This window comes from Staphylococcus sp. KUGN1, from assembly GCF_045984185.1.
Taxonomy (GTDB): Bacteria; Bacillota; Bacilli; order Staphylococcales; family Staphylococcaceae; genus Staphylococcus; species Staphylococcus warneri_A.
The window spans coordinates 41,371-56,901 of the sequence record NZ_JBJQIL010000001.1 but is presented as its reverse complement, the minus strand read 5'-3'; the positions used below and the strand labels follow the sequence as shown (position 1 = coordinate 56,901).

Annotated in this window: 13 protein-coding genes; 6 read left to right on the top strand and 7 right to left on the bottom strand. The window is 33.1% G+C overall.

Annotated features, from left to right (window positions below; all coding sequences use genetic code 11):
• Window positions 1–24 precede the first annotated feature (24 nt).
• The gene (locus tag ACJQQZ_RS00250) at window positions 25–891 is read right to left on the bottom strand and encodes a Cof-type HAD-IIB family hydrolase (protein ID WP_124228560.1); all 867 of its coding nucleotides are present in this window, start codon (window positions 889–891) and stop codon (window positions 25–27) included.
• 77 nt (window positions 892–968) lie between these two features.
• Window positions 969–1,475, bottom strand: coding sequence for a tRNA adenosine(34) deaminase TadA (tadA, locus tag ACJQQZ_RS00245; RefSeq protein WP_049423313.1), 507 nt, complete (start codon window positions 1,473–1,475; stop codon window positions 969–971).
• A gap of 66 nt (window positions 1,476–1,541) precedes the next feature.
• On the opposite strand from tadA, the gene ACJQQZ_RS00240 reads away from it, so the two are divergent.
• On the top strand, window positions 1,542–2,150 hold the full coding sequence (locus ACJQQZ_RS00240) for a deoxynucleoside kinase (RefSeq protein ID WP_124228561.1): 609 nt from the start codon (window positions 1,542–1,544) through the stop codon (window positions 2,148–2,150).
• 1 nt (window position 2,151) lies between these two features.
• Entirely contained in the window at window positions 2,152–2,814 is a 663-nt protein-coding gene (locus ACJQQZ_RS00235) for a deoxynucleoside kinase (RefSeq protein ID WP_002451992.1), read from the top strand.
• 93 nt (window positions 2,815–2,907) lie between these two features.
• Here ACJQQZ_RS00235 and ACJQQZ_RS00230 read toward each other — a convergent pair whose 3' ends face one another.
• The 3 genes from ACJQQZ_RS00230 to ACJQQZ_RS00220 form a co-directional block, all read right to left on the bottom strand.
• Window positions 2,908–3,597: an HAD family hydrolase gene (locus tag ACJQQZ_RS00230; protein ID WP_002451993.1), complete on the bottom strand. Its 690-nt coding sequence runs from the start codon at window positions 3,595–3,597 to the stop codon at window positions 2,908–2,910.
• A 231-nt stretch (window positions 3,598–3,828) separates the two neighbouring features.
• Window positions 3,829–4,905, bottom strand: coding sequence for a branched-chain amino acid aminotransferase (locus ACJQQZ_RS00225; protein ID WP_002451994.1), 1,077 nt, complete (start codon window positions 4,903–4,905; stop codon window positions 3,829–3,831).
• 250 nt (window positions 4,906–5,155) lie between these two features.
• Window positions 5,156–6,115, bottom strand: coding sequence for an NAD-dependent epimerase/dehydratase family protein (locus ACJQQZ_RS00220; protein ID WP_002451995.1), 960 nt, complete (start codon window positions 6,113–6,115; stop codon window positions 5,156–5,158).
• A 311-nt stretch (window positions 6,116–6,426) separates the two neighbouring features.
• On the opposite strand from ACJQQZ_RS00220, the gene ACJQQZ_RS00215 reads away from it, so the two are divergent.
• On the top strand, window positions 6,427–9,096 hold the full coding sequence (locus ACJQQZ_RS00215; protein WP_002451996.1) for a 5'-nucleotidase C-terminal domain-containing protein: 2,670 nt from the start codon (window positions 6,427–6,429) through the stop codon (window positions 9,094–9,096).
• A 56-nt stretch (window positions 9,097–9,152) separates the two neighbouring features.
• Here ACJQQZ_RS00215 and ACJQQZ_RS00210 read toward each other — a convergent pair whose 3' ends face one another.
• Both ACJQQZ_RS00210 and ACJQQZ_RS00205 read right to left on the bottom strand, forming a co-directional pair.
• The gene (locus tag ACJQQZ_RS00210) at window positions 9,153–9,992 is read right to left on the bottom strand and encodes an SDR family oxidoreductase (RefSeq protein ID WP_124228563.1); all 840 of its coding nucleotides are present in this window, start codon (window positions 9,990–9,992) and stop codon (window positions 9,153–9,155) included.
• A gap of 117 nt (window positions 9,993–10,109) precedes the next feature.
• Window positions 10,110–11,744, bottom strand: coding sequence for a ribulokinase (locus ACJQQZ_RS00205; RefSeq protein WP_124228564.1), 1,635 nt, complete (start codon window positions 11,742–11,744; stop codon window positions 10,110–10,112).
• Between the two features lie 209 nt (window positions 11,745–11,953).
• Between ACJQQZ_RS00205 and ACJQQZ_RS00200 the strand changes: the two genes are divergently transcribed.
• The 3 genes from ACJQQZ_RS00200 to ACJQQZ_RS00190 all read left to right on the top strand — a co-directional run bounded on the left by ACJQQZ_RS00200 (window position 11,954) and on the right by ACJQQZ_RS00190 (window position 15,219).
• Entirely contained in the window at window positions 11,954–13,021 is a 1,068-nt protein-coding gene (locus ACJQQZ_RS00200; RefSeq protein ID WP_002451999.1) for an alcohol dehydrogenase catalytic domain-containing protein, read from the top strand.
• A 28-nt stretch (window positions 13,022–13,049) separates the two neighbouring features.
• Window positions 13,050–14,285 (top strand): MFS transporter, encoded by a 1,236-nt coding sequence (locus tag ACJQQZ_RS00195; protein WP_075778354.1) that lies wholly within the window; start codon window positions 13,050–13,052, stop codon window positions 14,283–14,285.
• Between the two features lie 163 nt (window positions 14,286–14,448).
• Window positions 14,449–15,219: a DeoR/GlpR family DNA-binding transcription regulator gene (locus ACJQQZ_RS00190; protein ID WP_002452001.1), complete on the top strand. Its 771-nt coding sequence runs from the start codon at window positions 14,449–14,451 to the stop codon at window positions 15,217–15,219.
• Window positions 15,220–15,531 lie beyond the last annotated feature (312 nt).

Genomic DNA, 15,531 nt, shown 5'->3' with positions numbered 1-15,531 from the left:
TCTATATCTCCTTTGTCGATTGTATTATTTTTTCTGATCAATCAATTTCATTATAGCTTTACCAACACCACTATTTTCATTAGTGTCAGTAGTGTATGTTGCAATTGCCTTCACTTCCGGTGCGGCATTTTCCATTGCAACAGGATAGCCAACACGTTCTAACATAGACATATCATTCAAGTTGTCACCAAGCGCCATTACATTTTCCATTTTCACACCTAAACGTTCTGCGATTGTTTCCAACGCAATACCTTTTTGGGCATCTGAATGTGTAATTTCTAAATTCCCTCTTGAAGAAGAAGATATAGCTAGGTTAGGTGACGTTGCAAGTTCTTGTCCAACACGATCCATTTTTCCTAAATCAGGATTGAAGGCTAACACTTTCATTATTAATTCACCAGGGATGTCCTCTATCGCATCGTAGCTATCAACAACTTTTAAAGTTCCATTCTTAATACGTTTTTGAATACCATTTTTAATTTTTTCGACATCTGCTTTTTGACCTGCTCTCTCAGCGATATCAATATAAATATCCAAATCACGTTGTGGATCTTCAGTATAAATACCTCTATTGGTATAGATTTGGTAATAAATATCTTCCTCTTTTAATTTTGAAGTAACTTTATGCACTAATTCATGATTCAAATGAGAGGTACTCATTATATTGAATGTTTCATCTCGAACCTCTGCCCCATTCAAGCAAATATAAGGTACTTTCAAATCTGTCTCAGCAACTGGCGTGTTAGCTTCATAAAATGCTCTACCTGTCGCTATGACTACAGTAATACCTTGTTCTTGGGCATATCGAATTGCTTGCTGATTTTCTTCTGAAATTTCGTGTGCTGCGTTTAATAACGTACCATCCATGTCTGTTGCTATTAACTTAATCATTCGTTAACCTCGTTTCATACTATATAGTATTCATTATATTAAAGATTCGTGGATTGACAATAACTTGCCTTACTACACTATTCTAACAAATCCGATTCATGATTTAGTATAGCCCGTTTGTCGGATTTTTTCTTTTTTCTTAACTTTCTAAAGAAGTTTCTTAGTAAATCACCACATTGTTCTTCTAAAAGTCCACTCTCTACTTGTGCTCTATGATTAAAGTCCGGTTGCGTCAATAAATTCATTAAACTGCCTGAACATCCGCCTTTAGGATCTGCTGCGCCATATTTAATATATGGTATTCTACTCATGACAATAGTGCCTGCACACATCACACAAGGTTCTAACGTGACATATAAAGTACAATCTTCAAGTCGCCAACTACCTATTACTTTGGCTGCCCGTTCAATAGCTAAATGTTCAGCATGGGCCGTAGGTTGTTGCATCGTTTCTCTCAGATTATGCGCTCTTGCGATTACATGACCGTTCTTAACTATAATTGCACCAATAGGAACTTCACCTAGTAGTTCGGCTTTTTTAGCTTCTTGGATTGCAAGTTTCATATAATATTCATCAGTTTCCATTCGTGTCCAGACACCTCACTTGTGTTACAATACTCACTGTCTATCTTAACATTTGGAGAAGTGAATATGAATAAACCATTTATCGCAATTGAAGGTCCAATCGGTGTTGGAAAATCTTCTCTTGCCCACAAATTAAGTCAATCCTTAGATTTTTATGAAGAAAAAGAAATTGTCGATGAAAATCCATTTTTATCTGACTTTTATGATGACATTTCAAAATGGAGTTTCCAAACAGAAATGTTCTTTTTATGTAATAGATACAAACAGTTTAAAGATATCGAGTCACTTCATAAAGGTATAGTAAGTGATTATCACATTTATAAAAATAAAATCTTTGCTAAAAATACATTAGACAGTCATGAATTCAATAAATTCTCACGTATATATGACATTTTAACTGAGGATTTAACAATGCCAAATACAATTATCTTTTTAGATGCAGAATTAGATGTATTAAAACACAGAATTACTAAAAGAAATCGTAGTTTCGAACATCAAATCGAAGATGATTATTTACTGGCTTTGAAACATGATTATCATACATTTTATAGTTCTTTAAAAGATAGTAACGTTCAAGTATTGCACATCAATACGTCAAATATGGATTTTGTCAATAATAACAAAGATTATCAAGAGATACTTACTCAGGTAAAATCAATGATTGGAGATAAATAAAATGAATTCATTTAACATACCACAAGATGCCATTATCACAATTGCAGGTACAGTAGGTGTCGGTAAGTCTACCCTTACTCAAGCTTTAGCAGATAAGTTAAATTTTAAAACCTCATTTGAAAATGTAGATCATAATCCATATTTGGATAAATTCTATCAAGATTTTGAGCGTTGGAGCTTTCATTTACAAATCTACTTTTTAGCAGAACGTTTTAAAGAACAGAAGCGTATGTTTGAGTATGGTGGTGGATTTGTACAAGACCGTTCTATATATGAAGACGTAGATATCTTTGCCAAAATGCATGAAGAAGAAGGAACTATGAGTCAAGACGATTTTAATACTTATTCAGAACTATTCAATGCCATGGTCATGACACCTTATTTTCCAAAGCCAGATGTACTTATTTATTTGGAATGTGATTATGACGAAGTCATTGAACGCATCAAGCAGCGTGGTCGTGACATTGAAATTGATACCAACCCTGAATATTGGCAAAAATTATTCGAACGTTACGATCATTGGATTAATAACTTTAATGCTTGTCCAGTTGTTCGCGTGAATATAAATGAATACGATATTCATAACGACCCTGACACACTTAATCCTATTATCGATAAAATTGCACATGTTATCGATACGTATCGTCAAGTTGACCCAAGATAATCAATAACCAAATATTTAAGCTCCCAACTTTATTTACCCACATATATAGTGGAGACAAAGTCGGGAGCTTTTTTATTTTAAAAATCACGATTATTATTGTTTATCAAGCACTTGTTTAACTTCACTCGCACTTTCAACGATGACATCCGCTTCGTGAAGTTCTTCTTTTTTAGCAATACCTGTTAAGACACCAATACTCAATCCTAATTGTGCATTAATTGCAGTCTTCATGTCATTTGCTGTATCCCCTACAATCACTACATGTTCTGGTTTAACATCATAGACTTCGAATAATGGGTCTAATACTTTGGGACTCGGTTTTTCTTCAGCATGTGTTTCAGTTGAAATAACTAAATCGAATAAATGTTTTGATTGTGTTGCTTCTAAAAATTGGGTAACCCCTTTTTTAGTATCACTTGTTACAATGCCTATTTTATAGCCATCTTGACGTAAAGCTACAATCGTATCGTATACACCATCTACCCAATGATTTTCAGGCTCTCTTGAGTCCACTAACTCTTGACTCGTATTTCTTGTCCATTCAGATGTGTCTTGACTGGTAACATCATCGAAGGATTTGATCATTTCACCTAGAGATCCTGAACCCATCACAGAATCTGGAACAATTTTATCATCTATGATTCCTAATTGTCTGTGCGCTACTTCTTTATCATGAACAGGAAATGTATCTAACAATTTATCAACCAGACGTATACCAATTTTTTCCCAACTCTTATCAAACTCTATTAACGTGCCATCTTTATCAAACAGTATCCATTCCATTGATATCACTACACTCCATATTTTATTTTTCTTTCAATACTTACTATTGTAGTACAATCATTCTTAAAAATGTAGGAAAGTTACTTTAGAGTAAATTCTCAAAACAAACATAATCATCTAAATCCAAACTAAAGGAATAACATTTTAACTTCAACACATATATGCACATTGTGATTGCTCATAAAAAAACTAGAAACCTTTAATAAAGGCTCCTAGCATTAATTTAATATTTTAATATCTAGGCACTACAAAACGCCAACCGTGACGATCTTCTAGTGAACCATTTTGAATACCTGTATATTCATTATAAAGTTTTGTCGTAATTTCACCTGGTTCATTGTTATTAATGACAATTTCTCTATCTTCATAACGCAAAGTTCCTACCGGTGAAATAACTGCTGCTGTACCAGTACCAAATACTTCGGTTAACTCACCTTTGTCGTACGCTTCAAATAATTCGTCAATAGAAACTCGACGTTCTTCAACTTCATAACCTAAATCTTGTGCTAATTCGATAATAGATTTACGTGTTATACCAGGTAAAATACTACCATTTAATGCAGGTGTAACGATTTTTCCGTTTTCAACAAAGAAGATATTCATACTGCCTACTTCTTCAACGTACTTTTGTTCAACACCATCTAACCAAAGCACTTGGTCGTAACCTAATTTGTTAGCATTCGTTTGCGCTAATAAGCTCGCAGCATAGTTACCTGCTACTTTAGCAAACCCTACACCACCACGTACTGCACGTACATACTCATCTTCAACATAAATTTTAGTTGATTTTAGTGTGTCACCACCATAATAAGCACCTGATGGTGATAAGATAATGAATAATTTATATGAATGAGATGCTCTTACGCCAAGAATGCCTTCAGTCGCAAATACAAATGGACGAATATATAATGATTGACCTTCTCCTTCTGGAATCCAATCACGTTCAACATCTACTAATTGTTTCAAACCTTCTAACAACACTTCTTCATCTACTTCTGGCATTTCCAAACGTGCTAAAGAATTATTAATTCGTTTGAAGTTTTGATCTGGGCGGAATAAAACAACTTCATCATTATATTTATATGCTTTCAAACCTTCAAATACAGCTTGACCATAATGTAAACCTTGAGCGGCTGGTGAAATTTCAAATGGTGCATAAGGCACTATTTTTAAATCATGCCAACCCTTATCAGCATCATAATCATAACTCAACATATAATCTGTAAAGTATTGACCAAACCCTAAATTCGAATTATCTGGTTTTTCTTTTAGCGTATCTCGTTTCTCAAATTTAACTTGTTCTGTCATGATAACGGCCTCCTAATATTGCTACCAATATAAATAGTTATACTAGATTATAGCAATCGTATATTTAGTATTCAATAAATTTTCCGAAAATTCAAACTAAATACTAATATGTATTATATATTAAGTAAAACACTATCGGTTTTATCTTACAAGTCAAGTAACTGCTGGAAGATAAAAATTACTCCTTCTAATGTAAAAATAATTAGAAGGAGTAAAACTAATATTTACAACGTTAAATTGATTAAGTAGATTATTTTGTTGCTTTTTCTTTATCTTCAATGGCATCTAACATTAATTTAGTCATACTTTCTAAATCGTATTTAGGATTGAAGCCCCATTCGCCACGTGCACAACTTGTATCAATACTATCTGGCCAACTTTTAGCAATACCTTCTCGTACAGGATCCACATCATAGTCTAATGTAAAGTCTGGATAATGTTCTTGGATAGCTTCTTTAACCATTTCGGGATCAATACTCATAGCACTTAGATTATAACCATTTCTAGTTTCTAATTTCGCACCATCAGCTTCCATTAATTGAATAATAGCTTCAATTGCATCGTCCATGTACATCATATCCATAAATGTGCCTTTATCAATATAACTTGTATAATGATTTTCTCTAACTGCTTTAAAGTATATTTCTACAGCATAATCTGTAGTACCACCGCCTGGTTCTTTAATATGTGAAATTAATCCTGGGAATCTTACACTGCGTGTGTCTACGCCAAATTTCGTAAAGTAATATTGACATAATAATTCTCCGGCAACCTTGTTAACACCATACATTGTTGTAGGTTGTTGAATTGTGACTTGTGGCGTATTGACTTTAGGTGTTGAATCTCCAAATGCACCAATTGAACTTGGTGTGAAGAAATGTAAGTCGTATGTACGCGCTGTTTTTAAAGCATTCATTAATCCACCCATATTTAAATCCCAAGCAAACATAGGGTTCTTCTCTGCTGTAGCTGATAATAAAGCAGCCATGTGCATTAACGTATCAGCTTCAAAATCCTTAACTAATTCAAACATTTTATCACGATCTGTTACATCTAAAATTTCAAAAGGCCCATCATTAACTGGTGAATCCGCTTCTGGTTCTCTAATATCCGTAGCTAGTACATTATCTGTTCCATAAATTTCTCTACATTTAACTACTAATTCTGTACCTATTTGTCCTAAAGCACCTGTTATCATAATTTTTTTCATTATAAATCTCCCCTTGTGTTTATAGAAAATTCGTTGTCTTTCTCGTGTGAACAAATTCTCGATTTACATCTATATTATAATATAAAAGCGCTTTCTTGTATATATAGTGAGTACAAAGTTAAATTTTCTATTTTTTGTTATTAAATCAATATTTAGAGGAAATTCTATATTTATTACTCACAATGACATACACGTTAATCAAATATTAATAAACCTTAAAATTACAGTAAATTATGTTTATAGAATATTTTTATTTAAAATTTATATGCTAAAATTGACTTGTTATATTTTTGATTATTAAGGAGGCCAATATGAAGCGTCTATTTTTTTCATTCATATTAATCATGTTGATTTGTTTAGGTTTTATAAATCATCCTATACAAGCAGCTGAAAATCAAAGTGAAATTCAAAAGAGCAATGCCACAACAACTCAACAAATAAATACAAGTAGTCAAGATTCAACGCCAAGAGCCCACATAGAACAGCAACTTTCAAAAGACGATACTACGACGTCGTTACCTGAAGATAAAACTATTCATACGTCTTCAAATAATAACAATGATAATTCGCAAAATATTTCTTTACATAAAGAGGAACGAGCGAAACATCAAAACAAAGTAGATGATACAAATACTCAAAGTAATGGCAACAATAGAAATGATTTAGTAAATAAAAATGCTACAAACACAACTTCTTATCATTTAAATACACAACACGAACAACCAAATTCAAATACCAAGGAACCAGTAGTTAATATTAACAAGAATTCAAATACACCAAAGCAACAGTTAAAAGAACAGCAATCTTCAACTAAAAATCAAAGTAACAATGATAAAAATCATCAACAGCAGGCTGATCAGAACAAGCAACTATATGTAACTTCTACACAAACACAAGAAAAAGCTAAAAATAATGATAGCTCGAAAACAAAAAGTACTAACAAAAATGAACATAAAATTTTACATACAAACGATATCCATGGTCGTTTTGTTGAAGACGATGGAAAAGTCATTGGTATGCCTAAAGTTAAAGGCCTTAAAGATAAAGAAAATCCCGATTTATTATTAGATTCTGGTGATGCTTTCCAAGGCTTACCTGTGTCTAATAATTCTAAAGGTGAAGAAATGGCAAAGGCTATGAATAGTGCCAGTTATGATGCCATGACTCTAGGCAATCATGAATTTGATTTTGGATATGACCAATTACTTAAATTAAAAAAGCAGCTAAACTTTCCGATGATTACTTCAAATGTTTATAAAAATGGCAAAAGTGACTTCGAACCATCAACAATAATCAATAAAAATGGAATTCGATATGGTATCGTCGGAGTGACCACTCCAGAAACTAAAACTAAGACTTCACCATCGGCTGTAAAAGGTGTTGAATTTAAAGATCCACTGACAAGTGTGAAACGTGCTATGAATGACATTAAAGATCAAGTAGATGTTTTTGTCATTTTATCTCATTTAGGTGTAGATCCTAATACTAAAAAAGAATGGCGTGGCGATTATTTGACTGAACAATTATCGAAAGATAAATCATTTAAACAATCTATCATCGTGTTAGATGGTCACTCTCATACTGTCATTAAAAATGGTAAATCATACGATAAAAATGTATTAGCTCAAACGGGAACAGCATTAGAAAATGTGGGACGCATCCGATTTAATAGAGAGGATAATCAAACGAAAAATCTTAAAGCTGATTTAATTAACGTTGCTGATACAAAAAACATTCAGCCTGACACTAAAATTGAAAAACAAGTAAACAAAGCGAATGATGACTTCTTAAAAGCGACATCAACAGTCATTATTCCTAATAACAAAGTGAAACTTAATGGTGAACGTAATGTTGCCCGTACACAAGAAACAAATTTAGGTAATTTAATTACCGATGCAATGGAGGATTATGCTTCTAAGAAGTTTAGCCATCGACCTGATTTTGCTATTACGAATGGTGGTGGCATTAGAGCGTCTATCGATAAAGGTAAAGTAACTCAAAATGACATTATTACTGTTTTACCTTTCGGAAACTTAATCTCTCAAATTAAAGTAAAAGGCTCTGACGTAAAAAAAGCTTTTGAACATAGTTTAAGTGCACCTACAGAATCAAAAAATGGCAAACCACAGTTGACGGCAAATGGTGGCTTCTTACAAGTATCTAAGTCTATTCGCATTGGGTTCGATATGGATAAAAAGTCAGGCGATAGAGTTACAGATATACAAATCATTAATCATGATACTGGTAAATTCGAAAAATTAGACCCCAATAAAACATATTATGTAGCAACGAATGATTTCACAGCTAATAAAGGTGATGGTTATGACATGTTCGGAGGCAAACGAGAAGAAGGTGTTTCTTTAGATGAAGTAGTTGCTCAATACATTAAAAATGCTGATTTATCTAAATATGATACCAACAAACCTGAAAGAATCATCAATGGTCAACTGCCTCAAAATAATAAACATAGTGACAAAGTCGTTCCACTTCCAAAAACAAAAGACATTAAAACGACTTATTACCCTGGAAATAATGTAGCGACAATCTCATCACATCAAAGAAACCACTCAGGCAAACCTTCAAACAGAACGGTTAGTCATATCGATGCCTACCAACCAAGCCCTAGCAATAAAATATCAATAGCGACTCAAAACAATACGCATCATCATGCTAAGTCATTAAATAAAAAGCGCAGTGAAACATCAAATCAAAGTGATGACCAAATCAAAACTAATATATTTAATACAAAATCTACTTATCTAAGAAGCGCAACATCATATTCTCAATCAAATTTAGATATCGTAACATCTAACACTAAACATATACAAAACATGTATAATGGAGAACGTTCTCAACAATCGACTCATGACAATTTAGCTATTCTTCCTAATACAGGAGGTAGCAATCATTCTGATGTAATCGCACTATTAGTAGCGATAACTGGCATCACTTTATTATATTCACGTAAAAAATCTGCATAATATAAAGAAGGTCATGAGACAGTATTGCATGTCTCATGACCTTCTTATTACAACCTTTATTCCATTAGAAAGTCTTTAAATGTTTGTGGCTTGTCGTTAACTAAGTTTTCAAAATCGTTAGAATGTTGATCCAGTAATCCCCTTGCGCCTGCTTCATACATAGATGCTAGAAGTGCTCCAAATCCTTTTGGTTCATCATACATATTTGCAAACGTCTCTAATGAAACAGGTTCATATTTAATTTCTGTTTGAGATACATCTGATAAAATATCTGCAAGCTCATACATATCATAACTATATCCTGATAATAAGTAACGTTCTCCCCATGTATCAGGATTCTCTATGATAGCAATAATACCTCTAGCTATATCACGTCTAGTAATATAATTAATTCGACCTTCACCTACTGGATATATCAACTTATGCATGTCCATTAATTCTGGAAGATACGGTTTCAATGGGTCCATATACATTGCCATTCTGACATATGTATAATCAATACCACTTGAAGCAAGAAGACGTTCAGCATATCCAAAATAAGGACTCATATGGAAAGGATTATTATGTTGATCTGCATAATATCCAATATAAATAATATGACTAACGCCACTTTGCTTTGCTGCACTAATTAGATTTTCTACTTCTGGAATTCTTTTAATAGATGGATGTATGATACTTGGTATAAAAATAACTGTATCAATATCTTCAAATGCTGTAACCATACTTTTTTCATCAAAATAATCCAATTGCCTTACAGAAACATTATTTCTCCATTGTTCTGGAACTTTATCTAAATTTCTTACCCCTATATAAAATCGGTCAATACCATGCTCAATGGCTTGGTTAGTAATATGATGACCTAAATTTCCTGTAGCACCTGTTAACATTATATTCATTTCATTCAGCTCCTTTATTTAAGCCTAATACTTCTAACTTCATAAATAAACTCATTGATACTAAAAACACTTAGTGAATCTAACTTCTGTCAATTCACTAAGTGCCAACATAAATTTTTATGTTTCCATTAACTTACCAACATTACGCATGATTCTCGCTTTTTTATAACCATGAATATCATGTAATTCTTTATAAGCGCTAAATAGTTTCTTATAACGTTTCACTTTTTCAGGATCTGGCGTTACTTCATATAAAACAGGTTCTTTCATAGACTTAATCGCTTCATTTAAAGTTTGATGTGCGCCACCACAAACTGAGCCAAGGATTGCTGCCCCAATAGCAGGTGCATATTCGCTATCTATTATTGTTACTTTTTTATTTAGTACATTTGCATAAATGTCCATCATTAGTGGATTTTTCTTAGGAATACCACCACATGCAAATACATCTTCAACATCCATATTCCAACTTTGGTATTGTTGCATAATCATTTTAGTACCGAATGCTGTAGCTTCTAAATATGCACGGTAAAGCTCTTCATGTGTTGTTTGTAGCGACATACCAAACACACAACCTTTTAGGTTACTATCACTTAACACACTTCGGTTACCATTGTGCCAATCTAAAACAATTAGACCACTCTCACCTGGCATTTGGTCCTTTACTTTCTCATTTAATAATTCAAAAATTGAAATGTCTCTTTCATTCGCTTCATCTACATAAGCTTTCGGTGATTGGTTTGCAATATATTCAAAAAGATCACCTACTGCTGATTGTCCTGCTTCATATGCATATAATTCTGGAATAATAGCACCCTTAACAGAACCTGAAATACCAGGCACTTGATGTTGTTGTTCATTTAACATAAGATGACATGTACTTGTTCCTATTACCATCGTCATTTGCTTATCTTGTTGTGAACCAATTCCTAATAAACTTGAATGTGCATCTATAATAAACGGACTTACTTTAGTATGGGTTGAAAGACCCAATTTCTCAGCCATCTCTGCAGAAATTTGGCCAACTGTTTCGCCTATTTTAAAAATTGGTGCATCCACTTTTTCACGTACAACATTTGATAATTGATCATCTACTTTATCAAACAAATCATAGTGGAATCCTTCATTTTCTTCCCAAAATGATTTAAAGCCTAAACCACAATTAGAGCGAACATTTTGTCCTGTTAATTTATTAACAATCCAATCTCCAGCTTCCATGATATTAGCGGTTTGTTCTAAAACTTCTGGTGCCTTATTCATTACTTCCATAATTTTAGGAATCATCCACTCACTACTTACATTAAATCCATAGTAGCCTAACCATCTACTCTTATTATCTAATGCAGTTTGGAAAAGTTGATCTGCTTCAGCTTGAGCACCATGATGTTTCCATAATTTTACATATGCATGAGGATTATTTTCAAATCCTGGTAAATTATGAATTGGTTCTAAATGTTCATCTGTAAACATAACTGTAGAAGAAGTAAAATCAATGCCAATACCTACAATTTCTTCTGGGTTAACACCTGAAGATTCAATTAAATATGGAACGCCCTCTTCTAAAACTTCCATATAATCATTTCCATTTTGAAGTGAGAAGCTATGTGGTAACTTAACACCATTTAAATTCTTTTCAATTGTGCCATGTGTATATGGTTTTATATATTTATCTATTATTTTTCCATTTGTTGTATCAACTAAAAAAGCTCTTCCTGAGCCTGTTCCGTAATCTACTCCAATGCTATAACTCATTGTTATACCCCCATACTTTATCTACATCTCTTTTAAGTAAGCGTTTTCCTAAATAATACGCATAAATGAACAATAAATCAATCATAAAAGTTCAAAAAGAACTAAAATGAACATTTTTATATAAAAAATCATTGACACAGGCAACTGTAAGCGTTTACTATTGTTTACATAAATAAAAGTGAACAAGTATTAAAGGGAGATGAACAAAAATGAGCATCGAGTCAAAAGCTTATCGCCTAATTCAACCTGGCGAATTTGAATATACAACAATTAATCATGAGTTTAGAGATGGTGATGTTATTGTTAATCCTTCTAAAGCAAGTGTTTGTCATGCTGATTTAAGATATTACACAGGTAATAGACGTAAAGAAGCATTAGACAAAAAATTGCCTATGGCATTATTCCATGAAGGTATCGGTACTATTGAAGATTCTAAACATCCTGATTATCAAAAAGGAGATAAAGTAGTTATCGTTCCGAATATCCCTTCTCGCTTAAGAGCTGGTGACTTCGAAGAAACAGATTTATTAGATAATTATGATGAAAATGCCGTATTTATGGGTAGCGGCTATGATGGTATTTGCCAAGATAGAATGGTTGTACCTGGAGATAACATCGTGAAAATTCCAGACACATTAGATGAAGACGTCGCTTTATTAGCTGAATTATGTTCAGTATCATTATTCCCAATCAATCAACTTAAAGAGATTACTACTAAATCTTCTCCACAAGTTGCAGTATTCGGCGACGGCCCGGTTGGTTATTTAGCAGCAACTGCACTTCATTATATATATGGCATTGAAAAAGAAAATTTAATTGTTTTCGGCGCTATTGAAGAAAAACTTCAATCATTCGAAAACTTTGCGACAACACATCTTGTATTTGATTATGATTTCAACAGTCATAAAGGCGTTCATACTGTATTTGAATGTTGTGGTGGTAAATTCTCTGAATCTGCAATCAACCAAGCAATCGATTTAATTGATAGACAAGGACAAATCGTTTTAATGGGTGTTACTGAAGACTTAGTTGGTATTAATACACGTGACGTATTAGAAAAAGGTTTAACACTTTCAGGTAGTTCAAGAAGTACAAAACACGAATTTGAACAACTCATTGCTTCATTCGAAAATGAAGAGTATCAACAAGCCCTTAAAAAATTAATCCCTGATGAATACTATGATATCCATAGTACAGAGGATCTTAAAAAGGCGATGGATGATACTGCAGCACATAAAGGTTGGAAAAAAACATATTTAAGATATCACTGGTCATAAACCATGATATCTAAGGGGAGATAACATAATGATGAATAAGACAACGTTTTTAGGTATGCCCAAACAAATCGTATGGGGTTACATTGGGATATTAATATTTATGATGGGAGACGGCCTAGAAATTGGTTGGCTAAGCCCCTATTTGCAACATAATGGCTTTAGCTCAAATGAAGTAAGTTGGTTATTTGGGTGCTATGGTATTACGGTTGCAATTGCAAGTTGGTTCAGTGGTGTTTTAGCTGAAGCATTAGGCGGTAAACGTACGATGTTTATCGGTTTAGTATTGTACATTATTGGAACAATATTCTTTGTTGGTATTGCACTACCTTCTGAGAATTTAGCAATTATGTATCCTGCTTATGCATTAAGAGGTTTAGGTTATCCTTTATTCGCTTATTCATTCTTAGTTTGGATTTCATATCGTTCTGAACAACGTACGTTAGGCGCAGCTGTAGGTTGGTTCTGGCTTGTATTTACTGGTGGATTAAATGTGCTAGGTGCATTTTACTCTATCTTTGCTATTAAATACTTAGGTCATATCGGAACATTATGGAGCTCATTATTCTGGGTAGTTTTAGGTGGATTCTTAGCAATCGTCTTGAATAAAGATAAATTACCTACTGATAAAAGTAATGCCAAAGCAAAATTAGCTGAAATGTTAAAAGGATTCACAATCGTTGTTGAAGAACCAAAAGTATTAGTAGGTGGTATTGTACGTGTCATTAATACTACTGCACAATTTGCTTTCCCAATCTTCTTACCACTTTACTTAGAATCATACGGCATCCCGACTTCTAAATGGTTAGCTGTTTGGTCAGCTATTTTCTTCGGAAATATCGTCTTTAACCTTATTTGGGGTATTATCGGAGATAAAATTGGTTGGCGTAATACTGTTATGATTTTCGGTGGTATCGGTAGTGGTATCTCATGTCTATTAATGGGCTATGTACCTATCTGGTCACACGGAAATATCATTTTACTTACAATTGTTGGTGTTGCTTGGGGTATCTTTATCGCAGCATATGTACCTTTAACTGCTTTAATTCCTTCATTAGTGAAAAAAGATAAAGGTGCTACCCTTTCAATTTTAAACTTAGGTGCTGGTTTACCAGTGTTCGTAGGCCCAATGATCGTAAGAATTTTCTTAGAACCGTTTGGTGACTTAGGCGTAATTTGGATTTTAGGTATATTATACTTTATTAGTACAATTTTAACTTACTTCATTAAAATGCCGAAAAGCCAACAATACGGTGAAACAGAATAAAACTCAATAATATAAAGGCTGTAGGCTAAGTATAAGATGGTCATTTCATTGTCATACTTTCATCTACAGCCTTTATTATGTATTTGATATACTATAATAAACATACATAAATCATGGATTATTTATATAATTTGAACAAAACTACTAGATGGAGACGGTGAATATGTTACCTGCCGAAAGAGAACAAAAAATTATATCCTATTTAACTAAATACAAAACTGCCTCAGTTCACACATTAGCTAAAGAATTTAATGTACATGATGCCACAATTCGTCGCGATCTTGTTAAACTCGAGCAATATAACCAAATTAGACGTACACATGGTGGTGTGGTGTTAAATAATGAAAATGTATATAGTGAGCTGAATTTCGATGAAAGACAGACAGAATATTATTACGAAAAGCTAGGTATTGGATACAAAGCTGCTGAGTTCGTTGAAGATGGAGACACACTTATTATCGACTCAGGTTCAACCACATTATTATTTGCTAAAGCTTTACTGCATAAGCAACATTTAACCATCATTACAAATGATATCCATATCGCTTCGATACTTCGTTCTTCTAACCATAAAGTCATCGTGACTGGCGGCACACTATATCATAACAACTATGTACTAAATGGTTTAATTACGACACAAACACTACAATCATTTAACTCGATGAAGGCTTTTTTAGCTACTCCTGCTATAGATGCGATCAAAGGTGTAACTCACTATAGTGAAGAATTTGTAGACGCTAAACGCCAAATGGTAAATCAATCTAAAGAAGTGTATATGCTTACAGACAGTTCTAAATTGAATAAAATTGCTTTTTACCAAGTATGTCCTATTCATAAAATTACTGCTTTAATCACAGATCATCACGAAGACATACATGAGTATAAGAAGACCATTCCAAATGTGATTGCAGTCAACCCTAAAGATTATCAATAAATAAGCGTTCCTTATATTGAAAGTACTATTAATCGATGTTATAAAGAAGATAAGCGATTTCACATTTATCTATTTTAAATGATAAGTCTGCTGTTTGTCTGCGAGGATACTGCGGATAGTCTTACTTAGTCACATTTTTATTGAATGAGGATGATATTATGAATAATCAAAAGCCGTTGCAAACATACAAATCAAAACAAACAACCGTAATAATTACTAGTATAATATTTATGTTATTTATCATTTCAGATATACGTACGATATTAAGTAAAGACGAATGGCTACCTCTGGCATTAGCCGGTGGATCTTTAA

What these genes read in the sequence shown, in the direction of transcription:
- ACJQQZ_RS00190 (WP_002452001.1), top strand. Translation starts at nt 14,449, where the DNA reads ATGTTACCTGCCGAAAGAGAACAAAAAATTATATCCTATTTAACTAAA.
- ACJQQZ_RS00215 (WP_002451996.1), top strand. Translation starts at nt 6,427, where the DNA reads ATGAAGCGTCTATTTTTTTCATTCATATTAATCATGTTGATTTGTTTA.
- ACJQQZ_RS00235 (WP_002451992.1), top strand. Translation starts at nt 2,152, where the DNA reads ATGAATTCATTTAACATACCACAAGATGCCATTATCACAATTGCAGGT.
- ACJQQZ_RS00240 (WP_124228561.1), top strand. Translation starts at nt 1,542, where the DNA reads ATGAATAAACCATTTATCGCAATTGAAGGTCCAATCGGTGTTGGAAAA.
- ACJQQZ_RS00220 (WP_002451995.1), bottom strand. Translation starts at nt 6,115, where the DNA reads ATGAAAAAAATTATGATAACAGGTGCTTTAGGACAAATAGGTACAGAA.
- ACJQQZ_RS00250 (WP_124228560.1), bottom strand. Translation starts at nt 891, where the DNA reads ATGATTAAGTTAATAGCAACAGACATGGATGGTACGTTATTAAACGCA.
- ACJQQZ_RS00205 (WP_124228564.1), bottom strand. Translation starts at nt 11,744, where the DNA reads ATGAGTTATAGCATTGGAGTAGATTACGGAACAGGCTCAGGAAGAGCT.
- ACJQQZ_RS00200 (WP_002451999.1), top strand. Translation starts at nt 11,954, where the DNA reads ATGAGCATCGAGTCAAAAGCTTATCGCCTAATTCAACCTGGCGAATTT.
- tadA (WP_049423313.1), bottom strand. Translation starts at nt 1,475, where the DNA reads ATGGAAACTGATGAATATTATATGAAACTTGCAATCCAAGAAGCTAAA.
- ACJQQZ_RS00225 (WP_002451994.1), bottom strand. Translation starts at nt 4,905, where the DNA reads ATGACAGAACAAGTTAAATTTGAGAAACGAGATACGCTAAAAGAAAAA.
- ACJQQZ_RS00195 (WP_075778354.1), top strand. Translation starts at nt 13,050, where the DNA reads ATGATGAATAAGACAACGTTTTTAGGTATGCCCAAACAAATCGTATGG.
- ACJQQZ_RS00230 (WP_002451993.1), bottom strand. Translation starts at nt 3,597, where the DNA reads ATGGAATGGATACTGTTTGATAAAGATGGCACGTTAATAGAGTTTGAT.
- ACJQQZ_RS00210 (WP_124228563.1), bottom strand. Translation starts at nt 9,992, where the DNA reads ATGAATATAATGTTAACAGGTGCTACAGGAAATTTAGGTCATCATATT.